Source organism: Pseudomonas sp. NPDC087615, from assembly GCF_044743445.1.
Classification (GTDB): Bacteria; Pseudomonadota; Gammaproteobacteria; order Pseudomonadales; family Pseudomonadaceae; genus Aquipseudomonas; species Aquipseudomonas baetica_A.
The window spans coordinates 69,235-85,080 of the sequence record NZ_JBIUWM010000010.1 but is presented as its reverse complement, the minus strand read 5'-3'; the positions used below and the strand labels follow the sequence as shown (position 1 = coordinate 85,080).

At 60.2% G+C, this 15,846-nt stretch carries 13 protein-coding genes and 2 pseudogenes; 9 read left to right on the top strand and 6 right to left on the bottom strand.

Annotated features, from left to right (window positions below; genetic code table 11):
- Positions 1 to 129: 129 nt before the first annotated feature.
- Together queD and ACIOU6_RS07675 are read right to left on the bottom strand one after the other, a co-directional pair.
- Complete coding sequence (gene queD, locus ACIOU6_RS07680) at positions 130 to 486, bottom strand: 6-carboxytetrahydropterin synthase QueD (RefSeq protein WP_007955941.1); 357 nt, start codon at positions 484 to 486, stop codon at positions 130 to 132.
- 85 nt (positions 487 to 571) lie between these two features.
- Positions 572 to 1,651 (bottom strand): patatin-like phospholipase family protein, encoded by a 1,080-nt coding sequence (locus ACIOU6_RS07675; RefSeq protein ID WP_401135130.1) that lies wholly within the window; start codon positions 1,649 to 1,651, stop codon positions 572 to 574.
- Positions 1,652 to 1,799: 148 nt separating this feature from the next.
- Here ACIOU6_RS07675 and ACIOU6_RS07670 point away from each other — a divergent pair, with 148 nt between their 5' ends.
- Genes ACIOU6_RS07670 through ACIOU6_RS07655 form a run of 4 tightly spaced genes read left to right on the top strand, consistent with a single transcriptional unit; the run spans position 1,800 to position 4,401 of the window.
- On the top strand, positions 1,800 to 2,108 hold the full coding sequence (locus ACIOU6_RS07670) for a PepSY domain-containing protein (RefSeq protein ID WP_221732958.1): 309 nt from the start codon (positions 1,800 to 1,802) through the stop codon (positions 2,106 to 2,108).
- Positions 2,108 to 2,419, top strand: a complete 312-nt coding sequence (locus tag ACIOU6_RS07665; RefSeq protein ID WP_401135128.1) for a PepSY domain-containing protein — start codon at positions 2,108 to 2,110, stop codon at positions 2,417 to 2,419. The genes ACIOU6_RS07670 and ACIOU6_RS07665 overlap by 1 nt, the downstream gene beginning before the upstream one ends.
- Positions 2,420 to 2,422: 3 nt before the next feature.
- Positions 2,423 to 3,091: a response regulator transcription factor gene (locus ACIOU6_RS07660; protein ID WP_221732956.1), complete on the top strand. Its 669-nt coding sequence runs from the start codon at positions 2,423 to 2,425 to the stop codon at positions 3,089 to 3,091.
- Positions 3,088 to 4,401 (top strand): sensor histidine kinase, encoded by a 1,314-nt coding sequence (locus ACIOU6_RS07655; RefSeq protein WP_221732955.1) that lies wholly within the window; start codon positions 3,088 to 3,090, stop codon positions 4,399 to 4,401. Before ACIOU6_RS07660 ends, ACIOU6_RS07655 begins: the two co-directional genes overlap by 4 nt.
- Before the next feature lie 123 nt (positions 4,402 to 4,524).
- Here ACIOU6_RS07655 and ACIOU6_RS07650 read toward each other — a convergent pair whose 3' ends face one another.
- Positions 4,525 to 5,280: a methyl-accepting chemotaxis protein gene (locus ACIOU6_RS07650; protein ID WP_401135172.1), complete on the bottom strand. Its 756-nt coding sequence runs from the start codon at positions 5,278 to 5,280 to the stop codon at positions 4,525 to 4,527.
- Positions 5,281 to 5,382: 102 nt separating this feature from the next.
- Positions 5,383 to 5,529, bottom strand: a pseudogene (locus ACIOU6_RS07645) (HAMP domain-containing protein); the annotation flags it as partial.
- A gap of 1,398 nt (positions 5,530 to 6,927) precedes the next feature.
- Here ACIOU6_RS07645 and ACIOU6_RS07640 point away from each other — a divergent pair.
- From ACIOU6_RS07640 to ACIOU6_RS07630, 3 genes and pseudogenes are all read left to right on the top strand, one after another.
- Entirely contained in the window at positions 6,928 to 8,244 is a 1,317-nt protein-coding gene (locus ACIOU6_RS07640; protein ID WP_221732953.1) for a Na+/H+ antiporter family protein, read from the top strand.
- Positions 8,245 to 8,439: 195 nt separating this feature from the next.
- Positions 8,440 to 9,216 (top strand): annotated as a pseudogene (locus ACIOU6_RS07635) (cache domain-containing protein); the annotation flags it as partial.
- An 84-nt stretch (positions 9,217 to 9,300) separates the two neighbouring features.
- Positions 9,301 to 10,122, top strand: coding sequence for a methyl-accepting chemotaxis protein (locus ACIOU6_RS07630; RefSeq protein ID WP_401135169.1), 822 nt, complete (start codon positions 9,301 to 9,303; stop codon positions 10,120 to 10,122).
- Positions 10,123 to 10,245: 123 nt separating this feature from the next.
- Here the strand turns inward: ACIOU6_RS07630 and ACIOU6_RS07625 are convergent, their stop codons facing one another.
- Entirely contained in the window at positions 10,246 to 11,181 is a 936-nt protein-coding gene (locus ACIOU6_RS07625; protein WP_401135123.1) for a LysR family transcriptional regulator, read from the bottom strand.
- Between the two features lie 112 nt (positions 11,182 to 11,293).
- Between ACIOU6_RS07625 and ACIOU6_RS07620 the strand changes: the two genes are divergently transcribed.
- Together ACIOU6_RS07620 and ACIOU6_RS07615 are read left to right on the top strand one after the other, a co-directional pair.
- Positions 11,294 to 11,779, top strand: a complete 486-nt coding sequence (locus tag ACIOU6_RS07620) for a DMT family transporter (protein WP_221732950.1) — start codon at positions 11,294 to 11,296, stop codon at positions 11,777 to 11,779.
- Positions 11,779 to 12,237 (top strand): DMT family transporter, encoded by a 459-nt coding sequence (locus ACIOU6_RS07615; protein ID WP_401135120.1) that lies wholly within the window; start codon positions 11,779 to 11,781, stop codon positions 12,235 to 12,237. Before ACIOU6_RS07620 ends, ACIOU6_RS07615 begins: the two co-directional genes overlap by 1 nt.
- 1,059 nt (positions 12,238 to 13,296) lie before the next feature.
- Here the strand turns inward: ACIOU6_RS07615 and ACIOU6_RS07610 are convergent.
- A complete protein-coding gene (locus tag ACIOU6_RS07610) occupies positions 13,297 to 15,759 on the bottom strand; it encodes a TonB-dependent siderophore receptor (RefSeq protein ID WP_401135118.1) in 2,463 nt (820 codons plus the stop codon).
- Positions 15,760 to 15,846 lie beyond the last annotated feature (87 nt).

Here is a 15,846-nt window from a genome sequence, read left to right as displayed (position 1 = left end):
GGCAGGGTGGGAGCCAAAAAAGCATAGGCATAAAAAAACAGCCGCGAAGGCTGTTCTCTATATTCCTTGATGAACACCGATCCCCTGGAGCGGCTTCTGGCAACGCCTACAAAGGGGATGTGTATTGAATTACTCGCCGCGATAGATGCAGCCGCTGGTGCAGGTTTCGTGGATGCGGATCGCGCTCAGTTCCGGCAGCAGTGGTTTCAATTCATTCCAGATGAATTTGGCCAGGACTTCGCTGGTCGGGTTTTCCAGGCCGGGAATGTCGTTCAGGTAGTTGTGATCCAGGCGCTCGTAGAGCGGCTTGAAAATCGCTTTGATCTCGGAGAAGTCGCGGATCCAGCCTGTGTGCGGATCGAGGTCGCCGCTCAGGTGAATCGCCACTTTGAACGAGTGGCCGTGAAGGCGCCCGCACTTGTGGCCGTCCGGTACGTGCGGCAGGCGATGGGCGGATTCGAATGTAAATTCCTTGAAGATTTCCACAGTAGTTTCAGCTCTGTTCAGATGGCGTTCGCCGCAGCGATTCGGGCAGGCGGCGAGTTTATCAGCTTGTGTTTGGCCTTGCTGACTAAAGGGTCAGCAAGCGCTCGGCGAGGCGACCATTGGCAGCCAGTTCGAGGAATTCATCCCCCAGGCGCCGGCTCTCGTCCATCGCCGCGTGCCAGTATTTTTGCCGGCTCGGCGCATCGCCCATGAAGCGCTTGAAGTCGTTGCGGTCGGGCAGTTTGCCGTAGGGCAGGCGTGCCAGATATTCCTTTGACGGCGCGAGCAACAACACGTCTTGCAAGCGCTCCACCGAGGCCCGGCGCCATGGCAGGGTCTTGTCGAACCAGCCCGGAATCACCCGGTCGGTGAAGTGCGGATAGAGCACAATGCCGTCGCCGCTATAAGGCAGGTCAAGGTGATAGTCGAGCAGACCGCCGTCGCGGAAAGTCCCTGCACCGGCGCCGGGCAGGTCGCGCACGCCTTCCATGATCATTGGAATCGAACCCGACGCCAGCAGCGCCTGACGCAGATTGGCGGCATTGAGCGCGACGAAGCGCGACGGGAAATCGTTGAGCGCATGGACCGGCGGTGCCAGGCGCGGATCGTGGATGATCAGCCGTTCAAAATGTCGCGACAGCCGCGCGCGACCACGCAGGTTGTCGGCAATCACCGAGCCCAGCGCCAGCCCGAGTCGAGCGCGATGGTCGTCCGCCAGACGGCCCTGGCTTTTGACCACCATGATGTTCAAGCGGTAATCGGCGTTATTGAGAATGCTGTCGTCGCGGCCATCGAGCAGGTCATTGAGCATGCGCTGCGAGCTCTGACTGATCTCGGCCATGGTCACGCCTTTGTTGAAATTCTGCTCGGCGTACAGGTGGCCGAGGCGACGAATGCCTGCGGCGGCGTCCGGCAGGCAGGCGCTGGCGAAGCGCCAGGAACCCACTGACGCACCGATCAGCGAACGTTCGCGCGGCGCACTCGGCAGCCACTCACCGAACAAGGCCAGATCCAGCCCCTGAATTCCCAAGGCCTTCGGCCCACCGGCCGCGCCGGGCAGGGTGCCGACATCAGCAGCGTTGAGGCCTTGGGCGCGGATGCGCGCCATGGCCCGGGGGCCGGCCTTGAGGGTGAGGGACGGAAACTTGATGTGGATGGCTGTCATACCGGTCTCGATCGTTAGCAAGCGAAGGATTATAGAACCACGGTGGCCCTCTGTGGGAGCAAGGAAACAATGATGGCAATTCAGTTTCAGTTAAGTTCATCCCGCTAAGGTGCCCTGCGTTGCAACACATAAAAATATGGAGTCACCCATGAAAAACCTGACTGCCCTGTCCATCGCCTCGCTTTTCGGCTTGACCGCCAGCATCGCCCACGCCCGCGATCTTGGTCCCGATGAAGCCCTGCGTCTGCGCGACGCTGGTACTATCGTCTCCTTCGAAAAGCTCAACGCCACGGCGCTGGCCAGACACACGGGTTCCGAGATCACCGACACCGAACTGGAAGAGCAGTACGGCAAGTACATCTACCAGGTTGAAATGCGTGATCCGCGGGGGCAGGAATGGGATCTGGAATTGAACGCGGTGACGGGGCAGGTTCTCAGGGATCATCAGGATAAGTAATGAAGGTTAATGTTCGCGCCACCCGTTGCACGGCGTTGGCGCTCGTGATTTTTTGTTCGACGGCGATGGCTCGCGACCTCGATCAGGACGAAGCGCTGCGCCTGGTTCGCGGGGGTGTGATTTTGCCGCTGGAGCAAGTGCTGCATCAGGCAATGGAGCGTTACCCCGGCGCGAAGCTTTTGGAGGTCGAGCTGGAAGAGAAGCACGACGTCTACATGTATGAAGTCGAGCTGCTGACCGTCGAGGGTGTGGCGCGTGAGCTGCACCTGAAAGCTGATACCGGTGAACTTGTGAAAGACGAGGAAGATTGATCGATGCGTTTGCTTTTGGTGGAAGACCACGTACCGCTGGCCGACGAGTTGCTCGCCGGCCTGCAACGCCAAGGTTACGCAGTGGATTGGCTGGCGGACGGTCGGGATGCGGTGTATCAGGGCCGCAGCGAGCCCTATGACCTGATCATCCTTGACCTCGGCTTGCCTGGCGTGCCGGGACTAGAGGTGCTGGCGCAATGGCGTGCCGGTGGCCTGGCGGTGCCGGTACTGATTCTCACGGCGCGCGATTCCTGGGCCGAGCGCATCGAAGGCCTGAAGGCCGGTGCCGACGATTACCTGACCAAACCGTTTCATCCCGAAGAGCTCTATTTGCGCATTCAGTCGTTATTGCGCCGCTCCAAAGGCCAGGCCAACCAGCCGACGCTAAAGGCGGCCGGCCTGCATCTGGATGAGGGCCGCCAGTGTGTCGTTCGCGATGGCGCCGACATTCAACTGACCGCCGCCGAATTTCGCTTGCTGCGCTATTTCATGCTGCACCCCGAGCAAATCCTCTCCAAAAGCCACCTCGCCGAACACCTCTATGACGGTGAGACCGAGCGTGATTCCAACGTCCTTGAAGTCCACGTCAATCACCTGCGCCGCAAGCTCGGCAAAAGCGTGATCGAAACCCGTCGCGGCCAGGGTTACCTGTTCGGCGGGCAAGCTTCGTGAGGTCAATCCAGCGCCGCTTGAGCCTGGGGTTGATCAGCGTGATGGTGGTCGTGGGCCTGGTGCTGGCGCAAACCAGCCTGTGGCTGTTTGAGGTGGGATTGCAGCGCTATCTCGAGGCCGGTTTGCGCAACGACAGCGAAAGCCTGCTGGTGGCGCTGGTGCGTGGCCCGCAAGGCTTGCAGCTGGATGAGCGGCACCTGTCGCCGGCCTATCAGCGACCGTTTTCCGGGCACTATTTCCGCATTGATTTTGCCGACAGCCACTGGCGTTCCCGCTCGTTGTGGGATCAGGACCTGCCGCAGCTCGAACACCAAGGCCTGCACAGCAATCTGCAATTGGGCCCGGACGGGCAGCAGTTGCTGGTGTTGCGTTCGGACTATCGACGGCTGGGCCAGTCGATCTCGATCAGCGTCGCGCAGGATTACACCCCGGTACGCGAGAGTTTTCAGCGCATGCGCCAGATCGGGCTGGGGTTGGGCCTGGCCGGGTTGCTGTTGATTCTGTTTTTGCAACGTCTGACCGTGCGTCGCGCCTTGCGCCCCCTGGAAAAGGCTCGCGAACAGATCGCCCAATTGCAGCAAGGCCAGCGTTCACAACTGGACGATCAGGTACCCGTGGAACTGGAGCCGTTGGTGGCGCAGATCAACCATTTGCTCGCCCATACCGAAGACAGCCTCAAACGCTCGCGCAATGCGCTGGGCAACTTGGGGCATGCCCTGAAGACGCCATTGGCGGTGCTGTTGAGTCTGGCGTCGAGCGAAAAATTCGATGGCCATCCCGCGTTGCGCAAGATCCTCAAGGAACAACTGGAGCAAGTGCAGCAGCGGCTCAATCGCGAGCTCAATCGTGCGCGATTGTCCGGTGATGCGCTGCCGGGTGCGTTGTTCGATTGCGACGCAGAACTGCCAGGACTGTTGGCGACGCTGAACATGATCCACGGCGAGCATCTGGCGCTGAGCTACGTGGCACCGGCGCAATTGCAATTGCCATGGGATCGGGAAGACCTGCTGGAGCTGCTTGGCAACCTGCTGGACAACGCTTGTAAATGGGCGGATGCCGAGGTTCGTCTCAGTGTGATCAAGCGTACTGATGGCTTTGCCCTGAGCGTGGAGGATGACGGGCCGGGGATACCCGAAGCGCAACGGGGCCAGGTGTTCAGTCGTGGGACGCGGCTTGATGAGCAGACTGAAGGTCATGGTCTGGGGCTGGGCATCGTGCGGGATATCGTCGATACGTGGGGCGGGTTGTTGGTGCTGGGCGAAAGCGAGTGGGGCGGGTTGAAGGTGGTGGTCGAGTTGCCCCGGCGCTGAACCGCCGGTCGCTATAAAACCACTGTGTGGGCTTGCTCGCGAAGGCGGCGGGTCAGTCAATCAAGATGTCGACTGAACCGTCGCCTTCGCGAGCAAGCCCCACATTGTGTTGTGCAGTGGGCCTTAGACCCGGAACTGATCCATCAAACTCTGCTGCTGATTGGCCAAGCTATTGAGTGACTGGCTCACCCGCGCCGATTCATTCGCCTGCCCGGACAGCGACTCGGTCACATCACGAATCGTCGCCACGTTGTTGTTGATCTCCTCAGCCACGGCGCTCTGTTCTTCCGCCGCACTGGCGATCTGCAGGTTCATGTCGCTGATCACCGTCACCGCATCGCCAATCTGGCGCAACGCGGTCACCGCTTGTCCCACCTGCTCGACACTGCCCTGCGCCTGACGATGGCTGTTGCCCATCGAACCCACCACATCTTGTGTGCCGTTCTGCAACTGCTCGATGACCTGACGGGTTTCCTCGACCGACTCTTGCGTGCGGCGGGCGAGGTTGCGTACTTCGTCAGCGACCACGGCGAAACCGCGTCCGGCTTCACCGGCGCGGGCGGCTTCGATGGCCGCGTTGAGTGCCAGCAAGTTGGTCTGTTCGGCGATGGCGCGGATGGTTTCCAGTACCGTGCCGATTTTCTCGCTGTTGGCGGCCAGGCCTTCGACCTGGACCATCGCAGCGCTCATGTCACTGGCGAGTGTGTCGATGCTCGCCGTGGTGCGGTCGATCACCGTCAGGCCCTCACGGGTCGCGCGATCGGCATCCTTGGCGGCTTCAGCGGCCTGGGCGGCGCTGCGGGCGACGTCCTGGGCGGTGGCGCTCATTTCATGGGAGGCGGTGGCGACCTGATCGACCTGACGGTATTGCTGCTCCATGCCGGCGCTGGTCTGGGTGGCGATGGCCGAGGACTGGTCGGCGGTGTTGCGCGCGTCCTGTACCGAGCGTTTCACTTCGGCAATGATCGGCTGCAACTTGTCGAGGAAGCGGTTGAACCAACCGGCCAGTTGACCGAGTTCGTCCTTCTTGTCGTACGCCAGGCGACGGGTCAGATCACCTTCGCCGCTGGCGATGTCTTCCAGCATGTGCGCCACGCCGAGGATCGGTTTGGTCACACTGCGCGCCATCAGCCACACCAACAACAGGCCGACCAGCGCGGCCAGCACGCCGAGGCTCAGTTCGATCAGCGTGCCCGAGGTGTTGCTCGCATCCAGTTGTTGTTTGAGCGCTTCGGCGCGGCTGACCAGGACTTTCTCCGGCACATCGAGCAATACCCCCCACGACGGCCCACCTGGAATCGGCTGGAACGGCGACAGCACTTTCAACTGGCCTTTGCTGTGCAGGCTGCTGACGCTGCTGCTGGAGGCGAGCAGGCGCAGCAGTTCGGCGCCGCTGGTGGTGTCGACGGCGTCCAGGCGCTGGCTGAGTTTGCCGGCATCCGGACTGTAACCGGCGAGCAGGCCGGCGGGGCTGATGATGCTCACGGCGGTCTGGCCGTCATAGAGCTTTTTGCTCGCGCCCTGGCTGATCGCTTGCAGGCTGTTGAGGTTGATGTCCACCGACAGCGAGGCGATGACCTTGCCGTTGACCATCAGTGGGAAGACGATGCTGGTCATCAGCACCTTCTGGCCGTCGATCACGTAGAAGTACGGTTCGATCACGCACGGCTTGAGGGTCGTGCGCGGGCAGGTGAACCAAGCGTTGGCCGCTTGGCCACTGGGGCCGGTGCTGGTGTCGGCCATGTCGCTTTCCGGCAACGCCATCGACGTGACTTTGCCTGGCACAGGCTGCGACCAGTACAGGGCGAAGCGGCCCTTCTCGTTGCTGCCCAGTTCCGCTTGCCCGGCGAACAGTTCGTCCTTGCCGTCCAGCCCATTGGCTTCGAACACCAGCGACAGGCCAAGCAAATCCGGGTTGGCTTGCAGCGCGGACTTGACCTGACGGGTCATGTCTTCGCGCAGATCGAAGGCATCGAGAAAGCGCTTTTCTGCCTGTTCACGCAGGAACAACACCTGTCGCGAGAAACCGTGGCCGTATTGATAGGCGTCCATGAACTGCTGGCGAATGCCCGCCGCCTGCACTTCTCCCTGAGATTCGATGCGCGCCTGAGCCGACTCGGTGAGCATCTCCATGCTTGAAGCCTTCACCAGTTCGGAACTGTGCTCCATGCGATACAGCGAAAGACCGACCAACAGGGTCACGATACCGGCCAGGCAAAGCCCGGCGAGCAGGGTGATTTTCCATTGGATGGAAAGTTGTCTTAGCCACATGGAGACGTCCTTATTCGATAAATATCTGAGACTTTGCACTGTAGCGGCCTGACAGCAGCTTTCTTGAGCTGCAAGCAACAAGCTGCAAGCGGAAAACACAAAAGCTTGCCGCTAGTGACTTGCAGCTTGCCGCTGCTTCCTTCAAAGTGCGCGCCCTTCTAATAAGACCCTCTTTGCAAATCCGCCGGTGCTCCGTGGGCGGACTCAACCTGTCTGGCGGTGACTATTGCACCGCAGTGATTTTGAGGTAGTGAAATGAATGCAGTGATTGCAGCCGTCGGCGTGATGCTGATCCTGAGTCTGTCCCGCGTGCACGTAGTGATCGCTCTGATCGTCGGTGCGCTGGTCGGCGGTCTGTCCGGTGGTCTGGGCATTGATGCCACGCTCAAGGCGTTCAATAGCGGTCTGGGCGGCGGGGCGACGGTGGCGTTGTCCTACGCGTTGCTCGGCGCTTTCGCGGTGGCGATTGCCAAGTCCGGCTTGGCCCACGCGCTGGCCGACAAGGTTCTGGTAATGGTTGATCGCCAGCATTCGACCGGCGGCGGTAACGTCAAATGGGTGCTGATCGGCATGCTGTGGGTGGTCGCGATAGCCTCGCAGAACATCCTGCCAATCCACATTGCGTTTATTCCGCTGCTGGTGCCGCCACTTCTCTATGTACTGAGCAAGTTGCAACTGGATCGCCGATTGATTGCCTGCGTGATGACGTTCGGTCTGATCACCCCGTACATGTTTCTGCCGGTGGGCTTCGGCAACATCTTCCTCAATGAAATCCTGCTGGCTAACGTTGCCCGCAGCGGTGTCGACATCAGCGGCATCAATGTCACCCACGCCATGGGTATTCCGGCATTGGGCATGGTGTTCGGCCTGGCGATGGCTTTCATCAGCTACCGCAAGAAGCGCGTTTACGACCTGGCGAAAATCGAGCAGGTCGAGCAGGTGGCGGTGCAGTACAACCCGCTGAGTCTGATGATTGCCGGTGTGGCGATTGCGGCGGCATTCGTCGTTCAGTTGTTGCTCGACTCGATGATTATCGGGGCGCTGGCCGGTTTTCTGATTTTCTCGGCCTCCGGTATCGTCAAGTGGCGCGAGACCGATGACCTGTTCACTCAAGGCATGAAGATGATGGCGATGATCGGTTTCATCATGATCGCCGCCTCCGGGTTTGCCGAAGTGATGAAGGCCACCGGGCAGGTGCAGACCCTGGTCGAGTCGTCGGCGACGTGGATCAACCACAGCAAGGGCGTGGGTGTGTTGCTGATGCTGTTGGTGGGTTTGTTGGTGACCATGGGTATCGGCTCGTCGTTCTCCACCGTGCCGATTCTGGCGGCGATTTTCGTGCCGTTGTGTGTGCAATTGGGTTTCAGCCCTCTGGCGACCGTGTGCATTGTCGGTACCGCCGGTGCGCTGGGCGACGCCGGTTCACCGGCCTCGGACTCGACGCTGGGCCCGACCTCCGGCTTGAACATCGACGGCCAGCATCACCATATCTGGGACACCGTTGTGCCAACGTTCCTGCACTACAACCTGCCACTGCTGGCGTTCGGTTGGGTCGGGGCGATGGTGCTGTAACACCACAAATCCCCATGTAGGCGCGAGCCTGCTCGCGAAAGCGGTGTATCAGACACAGAATTGCTGACTGACACGACGCCTTCGCGAGCAAGCTCGCTCCCACAGGGGGTGGATTGAATCGTTTGCTCAACTTTTGATCTGGCGTGCCGTTAAAGCCTTTAACCACGCCAATAAAACCAAGAGAGTGAGCCCCCCATGCGCCTGAGTCTCAAGGCTAAAGTCCTTTCCCTTGCCGTTCTTCCGGTGTTGCTATTTGCGCTGGTGATCAGCCTGACCACGCTGTTCATCCTTCAGGACCAGGCCAGCAAGGAAGTCGAAGAAACCCGCCAGCGTCTGCTCAGCGATGCCAAAGCCACACTGCAAAGTTACGTCGCCGTGGCCATGACCGCGATCAAGCCGTTGTATGACGCCGCCGCTCCCGGCGATGAAGCGGCGCGGACGCAAGCGATCAAACTGCTGTCGGGTATTCGCTACGGCAAGGATGGCTACTTCTTCGGTTACGACTCCGAGACCGTGCGCCTGTTCAAGGCCAATGATCCCGAAGGCGTGGGCAAAAGCTTCAAGGACAACCGCGATCCAAATGGCGTCTACGTCAACCGCGGTCTGGTGAGTGTGGCGAAGGACGGTACTCACTATCTGCAATACAGCTCACCGCTGCCAGGCAATGCCAAGGTACTGGTGCCGAAACTCGGCTACACCGAATACCTGGCGAAGTGGGACATGGCCGTCGGTTCTTCGGTCAACCTTGACGGCATCGAGGCGCAGGTGGCGGTGGTCGAAGCCAAGGTGCAGGAGCGTATGCAAGGCGTGGTGCTGAGCATCGTTGGCGTAGCCGTGGTGATGCTGCTGCTCATCGCCGTGGCGGGGATGTTGCTGGCCAACGCCATTCTGCGCCCGCTGAACCTGATGAAAGCCAATCTCGATGACATCGCGGCGGGCGAGGGCGACCTGACTCGCCGACTGAACATCACCAGCCAGGATGAACTCGGCGAACTGGCCGGTTCGTTCAACCGTTTCGTCGACAAGATTCATGGTCTGGTGCGCCAGATCACCGAGATGACTACGCAACTGACCGGGTTGGTGACACAGGTGTCCGATCAGGCACAGCGCTCGGATCAAGCGATGGAGCGTCAGCGCCACGAGACCGATCAGGTCGCCACGGCGATCAACGAAATGTCCGCTGCCGCGCAGGAAGTCGCCAAGAGCGCGCAGAACGCTGCCGTCGCTGCCCAGCAGACCGACGAAGAAGGCCAGAGCGCCAAACGCGTGGTGGCCGGCAGCATCAAACAGATTCATGCGCTGGTGGACGACATTCGCAGCAGTGGCGTGTCGCTGGACAGTCTGCAACAGGACGTGTCGTCAATTGTCGGCGTGCTGGGGGTGATCCGCTCGATTGCCGAACAAACCAACCTGCTGGCACTGAACGCGGCGATTGAAGCGGCGCGGGCCGGTGAGGCCGGGCGCGGCTTTGCGGTGGTGGCCGATGAGGTGCGGGCGCTGGCCAGTCGTACGCAGATCAGCACGCAGGAAATCCAGGGGATGATTGATCGCTTGCAGGCCGGGACGCAGTCGGCGGTTGAGGCCATGCGCCGTTCCAGTGAGGCAGGTGATGGCACCTCGGTGCAGGCTAATCAGGCCGGGGCTTCGCTGGATGCGATGGCTGAGTTGATTGCGACAATCAACTCGATGAACGCGCAGATTGCCAGCGCTGCCGAAGAGCAAACGGCGGTGGCCGAAGAGATCAACCGCAGCGTGCATCAGATTGCGGTGGCGGTGGATAACGTGGCGGATGAAACGCAGTTGGGGGCGCAGACTTCACGCAGCCTGGCGGATTTGGGCCAGCGGTTGGGTAAGCTCGTAGGCCAGTTCCGTATCTAGAACGCTACGCATAACCTGTGGGAGCGGGTTTGCTCGCGAAGGCGTTGTGACAGTCAGTATTTCTGTCTCTGACACACCGTCTTCGTGAGCAAGCCCGCTCCCACATTGGGTTTTGTGTGTGGCTTAAGGTCTGTCCCAATAGGGGATTTCGCCGAAGCATTCGATGAAGAAGTCGATGACTGTCCGCACCTTCACCGACAGCCGACGGCTCCCCGGCCACAGCACTGCAATCTGCTGCGGCTCCAGGCTGTTGGAGACCTGATATTCCCTCAGTACCGGTACCAGCCTGCCTTCGCGCACCGCCTCACCAATCAGCCAAGACGGAAACATCACCAGCCCCAATCCCTGCTCGGCGGCTTGCGTGAGGGTGTCGGCGTGGTTGCCAGTGATCGGGCCTTTGACCGAATACGGTGTCCAGTCTTGCCCGTCACGGCGAAAAAACCAGCGCTGTTGGCCGGTCGCGCCTTTGTAGGCCAGGCACTGATGCTGCGCCAGATCATCCGGATGTTGCGGGGGGCCGTGGCGTTTGAGGTAAGCGGGGCTGGCGGCGACGTGGAATCGATGTGGCGCCAGAGTCCGCGCTTGCATGCTGGAGTCGTGCAGCGGGCCGATGCGAAACAGCAAATCGGCGCCTTCCTGCAGCGGATCGACGTAATGGTCAGTCTGTTGAATATCCAGTTGCAGCTTCGGATAGCGCGCGCATAACTGACCGAGCCACGGCGTCAGATGGCGTTGGCCGAACACCACGGGGGCGTTGATTCGCACCAGGCCCGTGGGTTCGCTTTGCTGTTCCTGCAACGCCTGCTCGGCTTCTTCCAGTTGCACCAGCACCAGCCGCGCATGATGGCCGAGCATGCGTCCGGCCTCGGTCGGCGTGACCGCCCGGGTGTGGCGGTAGAGCAATTGCTGGTTGAGCGCCTGCTCCATCAACTGGATCTGCCTTGAGATCGAAGAGGGCGCCACGCCTTCGCGGCGGGCGACTTCGGAAAAACTGCCGTGGTCGAGTACGGCCACAAACAGCCTTAGCGCTTTGAATCCCAGTTCGTTAAGCCCGTGCATGCGATGTCCTGCTGTGCGTATTGCGCAAAAGTGTTGTCAGGATGCTCCCATTTATCGCACAGCGGCGCCAGCCGATAATCCGCGCCATCGTTTATTGGCCTGGATGTTTGTGATGCAGACGTTGGATGAAGTGAGTGTTGCGCCGCCGGCGGTTAAACCGGGGTTGCGCTTGTTGTTGCTGCCGCTGGTGATTTTGGCGGGGATGGGTTTGTCGGTAGAGGCCGGTTTGCTCGGGCCGTTGGGTGTGCAGGTCGGGCATTTGTGGGCGACGTTGAGCATTTTCGGCGTGGGCTCGGCGATTCTGTTTTTGCTCCTGTTGTTCAGCGGCCCGCAACAAGGGCCGGCACTGAACACATTGCCGCGCTGGCAGTTGATCGGTGGTGTTCTCGGGCCGATCTACGTGGTGGTGCTGACGCTGGCGACCCCGCACATTGGCATCGCCATGACCATGATCGCGATTCTCTCCGGGCAGGTTGGCAAGAGTGTGTTGATCGACCACTTTGGTTGGTTCGGCGCGGTTCGTAAAAAGGTCAACGGTGAACGTTGGCTGGCGCTGCTGCTGATTGTCGCCGCACTTGTCTTGATTGCTCGGGGTTGATGATGAATCTGATTATTTTGTTGGCCGTGGTGGTTGCGGCAGGCGCGGTGTTGAGTGTTCAGGCTGCGATCAATGGGCGTTTGGGTGAAACCGTTGGGGTTTTGCGCAGTAGTTTGCTGACGTTTGCCGTGGGTGCGCTGGTTACCGGGTTGCTGATTCTGTTCTTTGAACCGGCCCACGCGGTGAGTTTGCTCGACGTGCCGAAATGGCAGCTCAGCGGTGCGTTGTTTGGCGTGGTGTACATGATCGTGATGGTTGGTGCGGTGCCACGGGTGGGGACGGCGGTGGCGACGGTAGCGGTGATTGTCGGGCAGTTGGGGATGGGGATGTTGATTGATAACTTTGGCTGGCTTGGCAACCCGGCTATCGATTTGTCTGCTAACCGGATTTTGGCGATGGTCTGTTTGGGGTTGGCTTTGGTGTTTATGTATCGCAGTAGTGTTCGGGGGGCTGACTGACTGACTGGCTGTTTGATTGAGTGAATATCCGTTGCTGCGGTAACGGCTTCTTAGGGTTGGGCCCTGACGTTCGGCCCTCGCTGTGGCTCGGGTTCCTTCGCTGCGGGATTGATCCGGGGGCATTCGCCTGCGGTTTGCTTAGCTGCACCTCCTCTCGATGTGTTCGACTCCGTCGAACGGTCGCTGCGCTCCCACCACCGGATCAATCCCTGCTCTCAGCCTGCCGACGGGCCTTTGAGATCAAGAGCTTTACTCGAGCTAACGCTCATTGTGATGAGTGGTGGAAGAGCGTGCGGTCGGCTTTTGATTTTCTGTGGGGGCGAGCTTGCTCGCGAAAGCGGTCTGACAGCAGAGCAAAGGGGCTGCCGATTTCCCTGGAGCTGCCGAAGGCTGCGATCTTTTGATCTGCTTTGGCTCTGGCTCTGGCTTTTGATGTTGCTTTTGCTCTTTTGCCCCATCGGCAGGCCGAGCGAAGGTGTTCATCAGGGGGGAGGCGCGCAGCGCCTTGTGGCGAAGCCGCACACATCGAGAGGAGGTGCAGCGAAGCAAACCGGAGGCGATGCCCTCGGATGGACACCGTAGCGAGGGAACACTGAGCCTCAGTGAAGTGCCGTACGCCGGGGGCAAAGCCTTTTGCTTACTTTTCGGCGTTTGGAAAAGTGAGTCGCTGTAAAAGCGAAACCGCCAGCGGCAACACCTGCAGCAACGGATATGCCCCCAACCCAACCCAACCCAACCCAACCCAACCCCAATCCAAGCATTGCCCCCTCAGCAAGCCATGCATAGCCTTGCGCTTTCGAGGTTCTTCGGCATTAGCCGACGCTAAGAAGGGAACACTGAGCTTCAGCGAAGTGCCGTACGTCAGGGAGAAGACTTTTTGGTCACCTTTTCGGCGTCTGGTAAAAGTGACCCGCTCTAAGAGCGGAACCGCCAGCCGTAACCCCCAAAAAACGGACACTCACAAAGTCCACAAGAGCATGGTCGGCCCAACGGCCGCCAAGCCCAATCAAGCAAGAAAAACGCCGACAGATGTCGGCGCTTTAGTGATCGCTGAACGTATTACCAGTTGTAGGTCACGTCGGCGGTCATGGTACGGCCTTCGCCGTAGTAGCAGTCGAGGGTGCTGTTGCACGCGGCAACGTACTTCTCGTCGGTGAGGTTCTGCAGGTTGGCTTGCAGCTTCACGCCTTTGACGTGCAGCGGCGATTTTTCCAGGTCATAGGAGACCATGGCGTCATACACGGTGTAGGACGGGATCTGGAACGAGTCCGACTCGTAGTCCGAACCGTAGCTGCTGCGCACGTAGCGTGCACCCAGACCCATACCGAAACCGGCCAGGGCAGTGGAATTGTCGAAGTCGTAGTTGACCCAAGCGGACGCGGTCAGTGGTGGACGCATCGCCAGGGTGCGACCTTCACGACCGTCGTTGTCTTTCTCCCACTTGGTCTGGTTACGCGACACCGCCGCCATTACGCGCAGGTTGCGGGTGACATTGACCTTGCCTTCCAACTCGACACCACGCGAGCGGACGGTGCCGCTCTGGGTGCTGAAGCCCGGATTGTTGAGGTCCGAGGTGAGCATGTTGTCCTGGTCGATCTGGTAGGCCGAAACCTGAATGAAGCCATCGATGGACGTCGGCTCGTACTTGATACCGACTTCGTACTGCTTGCCGGTGGTCGGTTCGAATGCGCCGCCGCCCATGTCGGTACCGGTTTGCGGCAGGAACGATTCGGCGTAGCTCACGTATGGCGTGATGCCGTTCTCAAACTCATAGCCAAGGCCGGCACGACCGGTGAACTTCTCGTCCTTCTGGTTGGTGTGGCCGCGAGTCAGTGGTTGCTTGTTGTCTGTTTCAGCGAAGTCATAACGACCGCCAAGGGTCAGGAACCACTGATTCCAGCGCAGTTGATCCTGAGCGTACAGGCCGGTCTGCGTGATGGTGTTGTCCCATTTGTACGGCTGGCGGAAATTGATCTGGCTGCCATATACCGGGTTGTACAGGTCGATACCCGGCGCGGTGCGGTCGTAGAGGCCAAGGAACTGCGAGTTGAAGTGGTAGTAGTCCACGCCCAACAGCACGGTGTGGTCGATATCGGCAGTCTTGAACTTGGCCTGGGCGATGTTATCGATGCCGTAAACCTTGTTGTGCTGCGACCAGTCCACCGCGTATCGGTTCTGGTAGCTGTTGTCGTTAAGGCCGGTGACCGGGTTGGTCGGGAACGAATAACCGTGCAGCGGCGCCACGTACTGGTCGTTGACGTCGGCGTAACGAGCGTTCTGTTTCAGGGTCCAGACGTCGTTGAGTTCGTGGGCGATTTCGTAACCGAGGACGAACTGCTCGCGGTGGTACTTGTTCACGTCCGGCTCGCCAATGAACCGGCTGCGACTGATACGCCCGTTCGAGGTGCTCTTGACCGTGCCGAACGCAGGTAAACCCTGGGCTTCCGGTACGTCGTGGTCTTTCTGGTACTGGCCGAAGACAGTGATGGTGGTGCGGTCGTTCGGCAGCCAGGTCAGGCTTGGCGCCAGCAACATGCGGTTCTGGCTGGCGTAGTCGATGGCCGAGTTGCTGTCGTTGAACACGCCGGTCAGGCGATAGAGGAACTCGCCCTGATCGTCAATCGGACCACCGAAGTCGAAGGCTCCGTATTTGCGGTCATAGCTGCCGCCACCGATCTTCACTTCGTGCAGCGCAGTGGCGGTCGGACGCTTGCTGACCATGTTGACGATACCGCCAGGCTGGTTCTGGCCGTAAAGCACCGACGCGGGGCCCTTGAGCACTTCGACGCGCTCCAGGGTGTACGGGTCGATCTGCAGCGAACCGCCGGTGCTGCCGCCGCCATAAGGCATGTGCAGGCCGTCGAGGTACAGCGGGGTAGGGGAAAAGCCACGGGAGGTTGGCTCGTCGAAAATCTTCACCCGGTCTGCAAAACCGCCGCCGGTCATGCCTGGCGTGTAGAGCAGGGCTTCGGTCACCGACTTCGAACCGCGCATCTTGATTTCGTCTTGTGTCACGACGTTGATGGTCTGCGGAATTTCCTTGATCGCGGTATCGGTTTTCGAACCCGAGGCGCTGCGCTTGGCGACGATCCCGTCGACCGGACCCCAGGCTGATTCCGCGGAGGCGGAAATGTTGGTCGGTGCCAGATCCAGGCTGGCGCCGTTGGCGTTGCGGGCGCGCAATGCGACGTTGTTGCCCTGCACGCTGTAGGCGATGTCGGTGCCATTGAGCAACTGGGCGATCGCGGCCGTTGGTTCCAGGTTGCCGTTGACGGCGGTGCTGCGCAGGCCACTCACTTCATCCGGGCTGTACAGCACCTGAAGGTTGGTCTGGCGACCGAATTCCTGCAAAGCGCTCCCCAGCGACTGCGCAGGAATATTGATCGCCACGGCGGCGGCCTGAGCCTGGCCTGCCAATGGCAGGGTCAGAGCCATGGCGCACAGCGCTGGCAACGTGGAACGTAAGGAGCGGCGGATCAGCAGAGCCTTGGCGAGCGGGTGGAGTCCGTGCGGTGCGGGCATTGTTCTTCTACTCTTCAAAGTGTTGACTGAGAACTATTTCTATTAACTGTAAGTAAGACGTTGAGCCTTCCGAAAACCGGAAAGACT